The organism is Natronocalculus amylovorans, from assembly GCF_023638035.1.
Taxonomy (GTDB): Archaea; Halobacteriota; Halobacteria; order Halobacteriales; family Haloferacaceae; genus Natronocalculus; species Natronocalculus amylovorans.
Window position 1 is genome coordinate 90,556 of sequence record NZ_JAKRVX010000001.1, and the last position, 12,748, is coordinate 103,303.

9 protein-coding genes, 1 tRNA gene and 1 pseudogene are annotated in these 12,748 nt (G+C 50.5%); 8 read left to right on the forward strand and 3 right to left on the reverse strand.

The genetic code is table 11. The annotated features are described in order from the left end of the window. Positions 1 to 13 precede the first annotated feature (13 nt). Complete coding sequence (locus AArcSt2_RS00505; RefSeq protein ID WP_174653035.1) at positions 14 to 454, reverse strand: DUF7322 domain-containing protein; 441 nt, start codon at positions 452 to 454, stop codon at positions 14 to 16. Positions 455 to 519: 65 nt separating this feature from the next. Beyond that, on the reverse strand, positions 520 to 699 hold the full coding sequence (locus AArcSt2_RS00510) for a DUF7331 family protein (protein WP_250582202.1): 180 nt from the start codon (positions 697 to 699) through the stop codon (positions 520 to 522). Positions 700 to 816: 117 nt separating this feature from the next. On the opposite strand from AArcSt2_RS00510, the gene AArcSt2_RS00515 reads away from it, so the two are divergent. From AArcSt2_RS00515 to AArcSt2_RS00545, 7 genes are all read left to right on the forward strand, one after another. After that, on the forward strand, positions 817 to 4,803 hold the full coding sequence (locus AArcSt2_RS00515; RefSeq protein ID WP_250582204.1) for a DNA polymerase domain-containing protein: 3,987 nt from the start codon (positions 817 to 819) through the stop codon (positions 4,801 to 4,803). A 179-nt stretch (positions 4,804 to 4,982) separates the two neighbouring features. Then, positions 4,983 to 5,894, forward strand: a complete 912-nt coding sequence (locus AArcSt2_RS00520) for an ABC transporter ATP-binding protein (RefSeq protein ID WP_174653033.1) — start codon at positions 4,983 to 4,985, stop codon at positions 5,892 to 5,894. A gap of 50 nt (positions 5,895 to 5,944) precedes the next feature. Beyond that, positions 5,945 to 7,372: a Fe-S cluster assembly protein SufB gene (gene sufB, locus AArcSt2_RS00525; protein ID WP_174653032.1), complete on the forward strand. Its 1,428-nt coding sequence runs from the start codon at positions 5,945 to 5,947 to the stop codon at positions 7,370 to 7,372. Then, positions 7,369 to 8,577: a Fe-S cluster assembly protein SufD gene (sufD, locus tag AArcSt2_RS00530; protein WP_174653031.1), complete on the forward strand. Its 1,209-nt coding sequence runs from the start codon at positions 7,369 to 7,371 to the stop codon at positions 8,575 to 8,577. Before sufB ends, sufD begins: the two co-directional genes overlap by 4 nt. 131 nt (positions 8,578 to 8,708) lie before the next feature. Beyond that, positions 8,709 to 9,206 carry a ferritin-like domain-containing protein gene (locus AArcSt2_RS00535; RefSeq protein WP_174653030.1) on the forward strand — a complete coding sequence of 166 codons (498 nt, stop codon included), beginning with the start codon at positions 8,709 to 8,711 and terminating at the stop codon, positions 9,204 to 9,206. 43 nt (positions 9,207 to 9,249) lie between these two features. After that, positions 9,250 to 9,690: a metal-dependent transcriptional regulator gene (locus tag AArcSt2_RS00540; RefSeq protein WP_174653029.1), complete on the forward strand. Its 441-nt coding sequence runs from the start codon at positions 9,250 to 9,252 to the stop codon at positions 9,688 to 9,690. 91 nt (positions 9,691 to 9,781) lie between these two features. Further along, positions 9,782 to 9,854: transfer RNA gene (locus AArcSt2_RS00545), tRNA-Gln, on the forward strand. Between the two features lie 100 nt (positions 9,855 to 9,954). Here the strand turns inward: AArcSt2_RS00545 and AArcSt2_RS16775 are convergent. Then, positions 9,955 to 10,910, reverse strand: a pseudogene (locus tag AArcSt2_RS16775) (hypothetical protein); the annotation flags it as partial. Between the two features lie 203 nt (positions 10,911 to 11,113). On the opposite strand from AArcSt2_RS16775, the gene AArcSt2_RS00560 reads away from it, so the two are divergent. After that, positions 11,114 to 12,736 (forward strand): ABC transporter substrate-binding protein, encoded by a 1,623-nt coding sequence (locus AArcSt2_RS00560; RefSeq protein WP_250582210.1) that lies wholly within the window; start codon positions 11,114 to 11,116, stop codon positions 12,734 to 12,736. Positions 12,737 to 12,748 lie beyond the last annotated feature (12 nt).

Sequence of the window (12,748 nt, forward strand, 5' to 3'; positions counted from 1 at the left end):
GGGGCGCGAGCGGTTAGCCGTTGTGCTCAGCCGGGGTGTTCGACTGCTCCTCTGCGTCCGTTTCGGGCTCTGACTCGTTCTTTTTTTCGACGTATCTTCGATGTGATTTCACCTGTTGATATGTCCGTCCAAGTGCGAGGAGTCCAACAAGAAGTAACACTCCGCCGACATCGAAACTGCTTCGAAAAACGATGAGCATCAGACTAAGGCTCACTGCAAGGAGGCCAACGTTTGCGAGTATAACAGCGGTAATGAATCGACGGCTTGTATTTGGATCCGCGTTACTGAGATTCTTTTCCAGCTTTTCGGTATCAACTTGAATCTCTTTTTCCAGCGAGGACCCTCCGGGGAATCCAACACCAGGCATGTCGGAAAACCCATCATCCGATGCATGTTCATCCACGTACCGTGCGACCCGATCGGACGCAGTTTCATCGGAAGACCGATCGCTCATGGTTGTACAGTTGGCCGGAGCCTGCAAAAGAGTTCGTTTCGGCGTTTGAGTCGTTGCCCGGATGGTTAGGTGCAATCTTGTAGAGAAAACGCGTGTGAGGACTCAAGCCACGCAAGCGGGTTCTCTGCGTCATAGAACACCACGCCGTTCTCTACGTCATACGTCTCGACGGTTGCATTCCCTTCAGGCAGGGCTGGCAGTCCGTCGGCACGATCCAACTCCGTATCATTGGCGCGGGTAGTCATAACCAAGATATGCTATAACATACCAGGATATAGCTCTTTTGTTCGGGGCATGGTTTTGCAACGGTGGGTGAAAGCCGAATACCCGTCCTTTTTACCCCACGAGACGGAGCCACGAGTATGACACAGTCGGCTCTCGGACAGTTTGGCTCATCCGCCGACTCCGACGGCGATTCGGATCCTGATTCTGTAGCTGCAGAGGCTGCTGCGATCGCCGGGAACGGTGGCGGACACGTAAGCGAGGTGATCAGTATTGATGACGCCCGCTTCCCAGAAGCGGACGGCTATATCGAACTTACAATCACACAGGTCGATTATACGATCGAAGGCAGTGGGCGCGAGGAATACCCCGTAGTGCACGTGTTTGGCCGGACTGAGGCAGGTGACGTCGAGCACGTTCGTGTCCTCGGGTTTGAACCATATTTTTACACACCAACGGACACACTAAACCGTGACCCTGTGGAGGAGTATGATGTCGTTCTCTCCGCACAAGAAACGGATACAAATGGTGAACCATATGAGAGTATCCGTGGTGAAAAACTGACAAAGATTATTGCACGGACACCACGAGATGTCGGGCAGATCCGTGATGATTTCGAACATTACGAAGCGGATATTCTATTCCCAAATCGGTTTTTGATTGATAACGGGCTTGGTGATGGAGTCCGAGTTCCTGCACGACGTCTTGACGATGAACACAACGCTGCGGGTCGACAACCGATTCAGGTTCCCCATACGGAGGTCGAACCGGCAACCGTCGCTGCGGATATTCGCGTTAACACGTTCGATATCGAGGTTGACGATCGAAACGGCTTCCCTGAAGATGGTGAAGAGGAGATCATCTGTATTACGAGTCATGATTCCGTTGACGATGTCTACATCTGCTGGCTGTATGAAGCGCCAGCGGCAACTAACAACTCCACACCTGATTCGCTCCCTGGGTATGAGCCATTAAAAAATGAAACGGCGATCGACATTCGAGCGTTTGCGACAGAGGAAGCGATGCTTGACGCGTTTATCAGCTACATCGAGGAGACGGATCCGGACCTCCTCACCGGATGGAATTTTGAAGATTTCGACGCGCCGTACTTCCTCGATCGGCTTGAGCTGTTGAACCCCCAAACCGAACACGATCTCTCGATCGAACGGCTCTCGCGAGTTGGAGAGGTATGGCGATCGGGCTGGGGTGGTCCCGACATCAAAGGACGAGTTGTCTTCGATCTGTTGTATGCGTACAAGCGGACACAGTTCACCGAACTTGAATCCTACAGGCTTGATGCAGTTGGTGAGTTGGAGTTGGATATTGGAAAAGAGCGATACTCCGGCGATATTGGGGATCTTTGGGAGCAGGACCCAACCCGATTGCTTGAGTACAACGTTCGGGATGTTGAGCTATGTGTCGAGATCGATCGGAAGCAAGCAATCATTCCATTCTGGAATGAGGTGCGAAAATTTGTCGGCTGTAAGATTGAGGATGCACCAACACCGGGTGATGCAGTGGATGTGTACGTCCTTCATAAAGCGCATGGCAAGTTTGCGCTCCCGACAAAGGGACAACAGGAGTCCGAGGACTTCGAAGGAGGTGCAGTGTTCGATCCGATTACCGGCGTTCGTGAGAATGTGACGGTACTGGATTTGAAGTCGCTCTATCCAATGTGCATGGTCACAATTAACGCGGGGCCGGAAACAAAGGTGGGAGATGAATTTGATGGTGAAACCTACCGTGCACCAAATGGGACGCGATTTAGAAAGGAGCCGGACGGGATTATGCGGGAGATGGTCGATGAGTTGTTGACCGAACGTGAAGAGAAGAAATCGTTGCGAAACGAGCACGATCCTGGATCGGAGCCATACATCCAGTACGATCGTCAACAAGGGGCAGTGAAAGTGATCATGAACTGCTTTACACCGGATACAGAAGTTTTGACACCGAAGGGTGTTCGATCGATTACCGAACTGGAAACTGGTGATCTGGTGTACTCACTCGATCCGGAGACGATGGCTATGGAGGTCAAACCCGTAACAGAGACCCATGCATATCCAGATTATCGTGGTGAGCTCATTGATATACAGACAAACAAGATCGATTTCCGCGTGACGCCAAATCACCGAATGCTTGTCCGGAAAAACGATACAAATGGGATTACTGAGAACGGATGGAATTTTGTCGAAGCGGGCGAATTATATGATTATTGTCACTACGAACTGCCACATGGGTGGTCATATGACAACGGTACGTTCCTCGAAGAGATTGATTTGACAACCTTCGCTGATGAGTATGAGATTTGGGTACGGCCATCAATACATGGACACACATTTACCGCAGAGTTAGGGTGGAAACCTCGACGAGTCCCAAAAGCGGATCTTGGACAAACAGGCTATGTTTTTACTGCAGAAGAATTTGAAGCCCACAGAGAATACATTGAATCAGTCTGTGAGAGAAGTTACATACACCTCAAATCCGGACAGAAATGGATTCCACGAACCTACGACGGAGATGACTTCCTCGTATTGCTCGCATGGTATATTACGGAAGGAAATGTATACACGTCAACGCCAAAACAGTTTGGTGAAAATTATCGTGGGTCAAGCACTACTGTCAAGATTGCACAAGACGCCGTTACAGATGGCGGAATCGATCATCATGCAGGGATCGGAGAATTGCTCGATCGGATGGGATTCGATTACTACGTCGATAATAAATCCTATCAGTTCACGTCGGAACTTCTCGGACGCGTATTAGAGTCTCTGTGCGGCAGTGGAAGCTTCAACAAACAGATTCCATCGCTTGTTTTTGAAGCAGCCACATCACAAAAAGAACAGTTCCTCGAACGACTGATTGATGGTGATGGCGATCGCCAATCTGGCTCTTGGAGATACACAACAGCGAGCGAACGGTTGCGAGACGATGTGCTCCGGCTTTGTGCCGAACTTGGAACGACTGCAAGCTACAATCATGATAGCGGTTCGTGGAGAGTGTATGGTCTCGAAGACAACAAAAACTCCCTTCGTATGCATCGAAGTTCGAGCCGTAGTACAGCAGATAATGGTGTCTACTGTGTAACGGTTGCAGATAATCACTCCCTGCTTGCCGGCAGAAACGGCAAATTCCAATTTGTTGGACAGAGTCTATACGGCGTGACGGGGTGGGATCGGTTCCGTCTCTATGATAAGGAGGGTGCCGCAGCGGTAACCGCCACTGGAAGAGAGGTGATCAACTTTACAGAGACTGCTGCAACGGAATTAGACTATCAGGTTGCATACGGAGATACGGATTCTGTCATGTTAGAACTTGGACATGACACAACAAAATCAGATGCGATCGAGCAGTCCTTCGACATTGAGGAGTATATCAACGATCGATATGATGACTTTGCTCGAGAAGAGCTCAATGCGGAGGCCCATCGATTCCAGATCGAGTTCGAAAAGCTGTATCGGCGCTTCTTCCAAGCCGGTCGAAAAAAACGATACGCGGGCCACATTATCTGGAAGGAGGGCAAGGATGTCGATGACATTGACATTACTGGGTTTGAGTACAAACGATCGGATATTGCACAGATCACGAAGGAAGTCCAAAAGAACGTGATCGACACGATCGTGACTGGAGAGAACATCGACGACGATCTAGAGGAGGTTAAAACCTATCTCAATGAGGTAATAACTGGGTTCTTAGAAGGAGAACTCTCGCTCGAAGAGATCGGTATTCCTGGCGGAATCGGAAAACGACTCTCAAACTATGAGACGGACACTGCACAGGTACGGGGTGCAAAATATGCGAATCTCATGTTGGGAACGAACTTTGATCGCGGCTCAAAGCCAAAGCGACTCTATTTAAAAAAGGTTCATCCGGACTTCTGGCAACGGATGGAGAATGAACACGAGCTTAATCCACAAACAAATCTGCTATATGGAGAGTTCAAGCGGGACCCGGACGTAATCTGTTTTGAATACGCCGACGAAATTCCAGATGAGTTTGAAATCGATTGGGACAAAATGCTCGAAAAGACGTTGAAAGGGCCGATCGAACGGGTTATTGAGGCACTTGGAATGTCTTGGGATGAAGTCAAAAGCGGCCAAGAGCAGACTGGCCTTGGAAGCTTTATGTAGAAACAGGGGTTAAGCCCCGTTTAGATGCTGTTTTGTGAAAGATAGTAACAATACGGGTGCTTGCACTGGGTTTCCATTTTGGAAAATATATTTTTCCTCAATAGAAATACAGAGGGGCAAATGCGTAACCATTATGGGCATAAACCCCCATCCTTCGAGTACGAGGGAACAATTTAACAATGGCAACACTCGAAATCAAAAACCTTCACGCTGAGGTAGCCGATGAGGATGGCGAAACGATTCTTCGCGGCGTTGACCTTGAGGTCAACTCCGGAGAAATTCACGCACTGATGGGTCCAAACGGATCCGGTAAATCTACGACCGCCAAAATCATCGCTGGCCACCCAGCGTACAGAGTCACTGACGGAGACATTATTCTCCACCTTGACGAGGACGATCTCGCAGATATCGACGAGGACCTCGATGAGGAAGATTACCGCTGGAGCCTTCTTGAGCTGGAACCAAACGAGCGCGCAGCACTCGGCATCTTCCTTGGCTTCCAGTACCCAGCGGAGATCGAAGGCGTCACCATGACGAACTTCCTCCGTCAGGCACTCAATGCCAAACTTGGAGAGCGACAGGAACTCTTCGAGGACGAGGATGAAGACGCAGAAGAGGAAGAGGCAGGCTACGAGACCTCCCCGATGGAAGGACCAGTTGACGATGGTGAGGTTGGCGTTGCTGAGTTCCAACAGCTCCTCAAAGAAAAGATGGAACTGCTCGACATGGACGAGAAGTTCGCACGCCGATACCTCAACGCTGGCTTCTCTGGCGGAGAGAAGAAACAGAACGAGGTTCTACAGGCGGCAATTCTTGAGCCATCGATCGCAGTTCTTGACGAGATTGACTCAGGACTTGATATCGATCGCCTCCAGGATGTTTCTGAGGGAATCAACGCGCTACGCGACGAGCAGGGAACGGGAATCCTCCAGATTACACACTACCAGCGAATCCTTGACTACGTCGAGCCCGACCACGTCCACATCATGCTTGACGGCCGTATCGTAAAAAGCGGCGACGCAAGCTTGGCAAGCCAGCTTGAGGACAAAGGATACGACTGGGTCCGCGAAGAAGTCTACGAGACTGCGTAACCACAATAGGTTGCGAATACTCCAAAAGCAAGCAAACGTAAATACATACTATGAGTTCCGAAGAACACCTAAAACAGACAGACACCGAAGCCCGCTTCGAATTTAAAAAGGAGCAGAAATCGGCGTTCCAGGCCGAAAAAGGCCTCAATGAGGAAACGATTCGCGTCATCTCCGAAGACAAAGATGAGCCCGAATGGATGCTACAGCGCCGTCTCCGCGCCCTTAAGCACTTCCAGAACATGCCGATGCCGACTGGCTGGCCGGAAGCCCCAGATCTCAGCGAAGTCGACGTTGATGCCATCGTCCCATACATCCGTCCGGACGTCGATGTCCGCGGTGGGGTTGACGACTGGCGCGATCTCCCAGACGAGATCAAAGACACGTTCGACAAACTGGGGATTCCAGAGGCAGAAAAGAACGCACTCTCGGGTGTCGGCGCACAGTACGAATCCGAGATTGTGTATCAGAACATGCAAGAGCAGTGGCAAGAGAAAGGCGTTGTCTTCTGTGACATGGACAAAGCGGTCCAAGAGCACGAAGAGATCGTCAAAGAGTACTTCATGACCAAGTGCGTGCCACCGAGCGACAACAAGTTCGCTGCACTTCACGGGGCAATCTGGTCCGGTGGATCGTTCGTCTACGTCCCAGAAGATGTCACGGTTAATATGCCAATTCAGGCATACTTCCGCATGAACTCCGAAGGAATGGGACAGTTTGAGCACACGCTCATCATCGCAGAGAAAGGCTCGGAGGTCCACTATATTGAGGGCTGTTCCGCACCGAAGTACTCCGCATTCAACCTCCACTCCGGTGGCGTCGAAGTCTTCGTCAAAGAAGACGCGCACGTGCAGTACTCCACCGTCCAGAACTGGTCGAAAAACACCTACAACCTCAACACCAAACGTGCAATCGTTGAGAAGAACGGCCGGATGGAGTGGATCTCCGGCTCGATGGGGTCGAAAGCAACGATGCTCTACCCAGCATCGATCCTCAAAGGCCGTGGTGCATCCGACAACCACATTACGATCGCGTTCGCGGGAAAAGGCCAGAACATCGACACTGGTGCAAAAGTCTACCACAACGCACCCGAGACAAAATCGACGATCGAGTCAAAATCGATCTCGAAAGACGGTGGCCGAACGAACTACCGTGGATTGGTCCACATTGCAGACGGAGCGTACAACTCCTCAACAGCAGTCGAGTGTGACGCACTGATGTTCGATAACGAATCGACATCGGATACGATGCCATACATGGAGATCAACGAATCACGTGTTGACGTTGCACACGAGGCAACCGTCGGCAAGATCGGCGACGAAGATATCTTCTACCTGCAAAGCCGTGGCCTCGATGATGACGATGCAAAACAGATGATTGTGTCAGGATTCATCGAACCAATCACGGAAGAGCTACCGATCGAATACGCAGTCGAACTTAACCGCTTGGTTGAACTCGAAATGGAGGGTAGTCTCGGATGAGCGTGCAGATTCCACCAACGCTCTCTGCGGAGACTGTTCGAGAGATCTCCGAGGATCGAAACGAGCCAGAATGGCTGCTTGAGGCCCGTCTTGATGCATTTGAAGCGCTTGACGACGTTGCGCTTCCTGATGTTATCCAGACACCGGGGCGGCGCTGGACAAACCTCGAAGCGCTTGATTTCGAGAACCTTGTTGACCCGCTCAACCAGTCCGATGAGACCGAGCGCGTCAGTGCAGAGGGCGCAACTGTCCTCTCATTTGTTGACGCGCTTGACGAGCACGAAGACCTCATTAAAGAGTACTTCGGCTCAGTGGTTCCTGCAGATACAAACTATCTGACTGCGCTCTCTGCGGCGCTCTTTACAACGGGAACATTCATCTACGTTCCAGAAGGCGTCGACGCCGAAGATGTGAAGATTCGTGCAGAGATGAACTCACAGACGCTCTTTAGCCACACGCTTGTTGTGACTGAGGAGTCTTCCTCCGCAACAATTCTCGAATCGATCGAGAGCGGAGATGATGTCGACGGCGATCGCTACTTCAGCAATATCGTTGAAGTGGTCGCTGGTGAGAATAGCTATGTTCAGTTCGGATCGCTACAAAATCTGAACGAAGACACGTATCATTACACGCTCAAACGTGGTGATACCGATACCTACAGCACGATCAACTGGATCGAAGGGAACATCGGCTCACGTCTCACCCGATCGGATGTTGAGACCACACTCAACGGCGATGGCTCCGAGACAAAGATTGTCGGTGCCTTCTTCGGCCACGATGACCAGCATCTTGACGTCAACGCACGTGTCTGGCATCAAGCCGAGCACACCACCGCGGATCTTGTCACCCGCGGCGTCCTCGACGATGAGGCACGATCGGTGTACGAGGGTGTCCAAGATGTTGGTGTTGATGCATGGAACACGAGTTCCTACCAGCGTGAGAATACGCTTATGCTCTCGGATGAGTCCGAAGCAGATGCCTCACCAAAGCTGATCATCCACAACCACGACACTGAAGCAAGCCACTCCGCAACCGTCGGGCAGGTAGACGCAGAGGAGATGTTCTACATGACATCCCGAGCGATTGACCCACAAACAGCACGGAACATGCTTGTTGAAGGGTTCTTTGTACCGGTGCTCGAAGAGATTGAGGTTGATGAGTTCCGAAACGACCTCGAAGAGCTTGTACAGGCTCGATTGAACTAACTGTCGCAAGTACAATACGGCCCATCTTTTTATTTCATTATCAAGAGGGAACGGCTTAAGTTGGACACACTCGGAGAACTGTGTATGCGTTGTATCGTGACGAGAGATGATTACAGACACACAGGGTGGCCATGAGTGTTGGCCACAGCGTCTCATCGGATCATCAGCTAGCTCGACTCCTGCAGATTGGGATTGTCCTTGAAGAGGTCGTTGAGGCACGAGCATATCACCACTATCAGTCACTATCTGAGGAAGAGCGAGAGCTAGATACTGAGTTAGAAGAGTTACTTGAGCATGCTGCAGAAGAATCTGCAGAGCACAGAGAGATGCTTGAGGGACTTATTGATGGGCTAGATGTCGAAAGCATTCCATTTGAGGACGTTGAAACGCTTGTTGAGGCCCGATATGGACAAACAAAGCCAGAGGATTTCGACGGGGTACTCTATGATCAACTCTGCAATGAGGAGACTGCATACAAGTTCTACGATGACTTGATTGATGCAATCGAAGCTAGTGATGCAGATTTTTCTGTTGATCGATCGCATGTGCTGTCCGTCCTTCGAGAACTACGAGCAGCAGAGCGCGATGGCGTTGAAACAGTGACGAAAATCATGGAGGAACGAGCATGAGCATGACCGTGAATATGCGTGTACAGTTTGGAGGTATCTGAGCATGAATACCGCAGATCAGTATCTCAAGGCGATCTACCTCATTCAACAGATGGAGGATGGCCCCGCTGCAACAGGAAAACTTGCAGACATGTTGGATGTGAGTCCGGCGAGTGCAAACGAAATGATCGGGAAACTCGAATCAAGAGGGTTTGCCGAGCATGAAAAGTACAAAGGTGTGCAGCTAACTGATGAGGGAATCGTTCGCGCACGGGATGCAATCCAGACCTACTGTATTATTGAGCGGTTTCTTGCAAATGTGCTTGCAGTCAAAGAGTTTCGAAAAGAGGCCAGAGAACTTGAAGCAGTGATTGATGGGACCGTCGCCGAGCGTCTGGATACCATTATTGAACGTCGCCCGGAGTGTCCTGACTGTTTTGATCCAGAAGATGATGCGTGTGCGTGTCTTGAGTTACCATTTGGCGAAGAGCCAGCAGCAGACTGACTACCGATCGACCAACGGAAATCGCAAACCGTTTTACGTGGTAGCAACTACGATTGAGTGTAGTCGTGATCGGCGCGATGACGATCGATGCAGTCCCGTGGTGTAGTGGCCAATCATAGCGGCCTTTGGAGCCGTTGACGGCGGTTCGAATCCGCCCGGGACTATCAACCTACTGACAATATTCCCTCTCGATGATTTCACTCTCAAAAGATATTCTTTTTCGATTGATCTACACTCTAGAACCCTTCAAATCCGCAGATAAACTCACGATGTTTTCCATTCTCGAATCTCTCCGTCAGTAACAACTTCTGCCCCAACGTTATCCAACGTAACGCCACCGTAAGCGATACAACTGTCTGTTCCCGAATAAATAGCTGCGCGTCCACAATCTTCGGCATGAACAGTCGTGAGCGTTGCGTCAACGTTTTCCCGGAACCGGAAGGCTTGGTCTATCGCTCTCTTCGCTGTGATATTGGTCATTTTCAGATCATCCATATCGTCAAAAACAAATGTGTTTGTAAACGAGCCCTCAATGCTGACGTTTGAAATCGCAGTACCATTGCATCCGCTTGCATACAGACCTGACCCAGACGCTAGGTCACTATCGTCAGTCCTGACAGTAACGTTGCTGATCGCCAACTCCCGACGTCCGCTCTTTTTGTGACCCAGCGAAATCCCCCACGCATTTTCGATACATGAGATGCGATCGATCGTTAGATCCTCGAGCAGCGCGCCGGTATCAGCCCGAATCGCCGCGTATTCACAGCCGATAATATAGCTGTCTTCAATCGTGATCGTCTTGTTCCCGTCGCGGTGGAGGTGGACACCGTTCGAGGGGCCGTTTGCTGGATCGATTGTGAAGTCCTGAGCGCGCAGTTGCTAGTCGGTGTTCCGTCGTTGGCTGCAAGTGTATAGCTGTCTCCGTCCCACACGCCGTTGGCAGTTGTGCCCTCGGTCTGATTGTCGAACTGAATCGGCGCGTCGGAGTTGCCTTCCCCGCCGCGAGTTGCCCAGTAGCCGTCCACGACGACGTTTTTCGACGAGACGATATCGATGTGGTGGTAGTAGATTCTGTCACCATAGATATTCTCTAACCGGACGCTCTTCGCATGTGCAGGCATGATGCCGTTTGCCTCAGGTGCGTCGATCCGGATGTTGCAGACTCCCCAGTTCGACGAGCCGCCGTACTTCGGTTCGTCGTACCCACGGTTGGGAATGAGGGTGAAATTAACCACAGTAATATTTTATGAGGAATAAAATGGCAATAAATGTATAATTCTCAGAGTTACAATACATATTCGAGTGGCTGACACGATATCCCATCACATATCTGAAATAAATAAAAGTCAAATAAAAATCATATAATGGGTTGTGAAACGGACCAGGCGGTGAATATTTATACCGGGGTCACTACCGCATAGCTATGCCAGAAAATACCAATCATAACGTAAGTCGACGTCGGTACCTCTCATATGCAGGTGCTGCAGCGGCTGCGGTGACGCTCGCTGGTTGTACAGGCGAAGACGTTGAAGACCCTGGTGCCGGAAATGGAAACGGAAACGGCAATGGGACTGACGATACTGGAACTGGTGATGATGACGATACCCTTCGTATCTCCCAAACGCAGAACCCAACAACGCTTGATCCTCATGACCACCGTGAAACGACAACCGACAATGTGTTGCTCCAAGCATATGATCACCACATTTCCCGTGACCGTGATGGTGAGATGGGTGATGGAATTGCAACTGACTGGGAAGTTCTTGAAGAAGATCGCCACAAACTCACAATTCGTGAAGGCGTAATGTTCCACAACGGTGATGAACTTACCCCCGCAGACTGTGCATTCACCATCAACCGTGTCGCAGATGATGATGTTGGGAATTTGCAGAGTCCACAGCAAGACCAGATTGCAGGTGTAACTGGTGCAGAGGTCGACGACGATGATCATGCAATTATTGTCCACACAGAGGGAGCAAACCCGATGGTCTTCTCAAACCTTGCTTCATACGTACCAGTCGTCCAAGAGTCGTGGATTATGGACCGCCAACCTGAAGAAGTCGCAGAAGATATCAACGGAACAGGTCCATACCAATTAGAAGAGTTTGTTGACGGTGAATTCACTCGATTCAGCAGTTTCGCCGACCATTGGAATGGCGAGCCGCCGATTGGTGAGCTAATTATTGACGCAGCGAGCGAATCAAGTTCTCGTGTTAACAGCCTCCGTGCCGGTGAAATTGATGTGGCAACAGCAATTCCACCAAGCGATGCATCAGCGATCGAAGCAGACGAGGACACGTACGTTGGAGACGCACCTAGTACGCGTGTTCTGATGCTCCCGATGCTGTACAATGAAGAGCCATTTGACAGCGTTGAATTCCGTCAAGCGATGAACTACGCAATTGATTTCGATGAAATTATTAATACTGTTCTCGCTGGCTTCGGTGATGCAACGGCGCAACCGACACTTGAAGGATACTTTGGACACAACCCGGATCTTGAACCGTATCCATACGATCCAGAGCGAGCCGAAGAACTTGTTGAAGAAAGCGGATACGCAGGTGCAGAGATCGAGTTGCACATCCCAGCAGGCCGATATCTCCGTAGTGACGAGATTGCTCAAGCCTGTGTCGGGTTTATTGACGATCTGAGTAACGTCTCTTGTGAAGCTGAAATTCGTGATTTCGGTGAACTCGCAGGCCAATTACTCGATGGAGATATCAGTTCAACGCCGCCGTTCTTCCTCATTGGGTGGGGTAACACAACATTCGACGCGCAACAAAACCTCCTTCCGTGGTTGACTGAGGGAACGTCACAGTACACATTTGTTGACGAGGAACTTGAAGACCTTATCAGCGCTGCACAGACCGAAGTTGACGAAGACGCCCGTGAACAACTACTTCAGGAAGCGAATGCTCGTGCGCATGAATTAGCAGTGTTTGTTTTCTTGAATCGAGAATATCTTATTTACGGCCTCAGCCAACGTGTCGAGTGGGAGCCACGGCAGGACGAATACTCGCTTGCATACGAGATGTCGTTCAGATAGGCGAATCGACTG

Excerpts from the sequence above, each read along its gene's own strand:
- AArcSt2_RS00520 (WP_174653033.1), top strand. The coding sequence starts at position 4,983 with ATGGCAACACTCGAAATCAAAAACCTTCACGCTGAGGTAGCCGATGAG.
- AArcSt2_RS00505 (WP_174653035.1), bottom strand. The coding sequence starts at position 454 with ATGAGCGATCGGTCTTCCGATGAAACTGCGTCCGATCGGGTCGCACGG.
- AArcSt2_RS00540 (WP_174653029.1), top strand. The coding sequence starts at position 9,250 with ATGAATACCGCAGATCAGTATCTCAAGGCGATCTACCTCATTCAACAG.
- sufD (WP_174653031.1), top strand. The coding sequence starts at position 7,369 with ATGAGCGTGCAGATTCCACCAACGCTCTCTGCGGAGACTGTTCGAGAG.
- AArcSt2_RS00510 (WP_250582202.1), bottom strand. The coding sequence starts at position 699 with ATGACTACCCGCGCCAATGATACGGAGTTGGATCGTGCCGACGGACTG.
- AArcSt2_RS00560 (WP_250582210.1), top strand. The coding sequence starts at position 11,114 with ATGCCAGAAAATACCAATCATAACGTAAGTCGACGTCGGTACCTCTCA.
- AArcSt2_RS00515 (WP_250582204.1), top strand. The coding sequence starts at position 817 with ATGACACAGTCGGCTCTCGGACAGTTTGGCTCATCCGCCGACTCCGAC.
- sufB (WP_174653032.1), top strand. The coding sequence starts at position 5,945 with ATGAGTTCCGAAGAACACCTAAAACAGACAGACACCGAAGCCCGCTTC.
- AArcSt2_RS00535 (WP_174653030.1), top strand. The coding sequence starts at position 8,709 with ATGAGTGTTGGCCACAGCGTCTCATCGGATCATCAGCTAGCTCGACTC.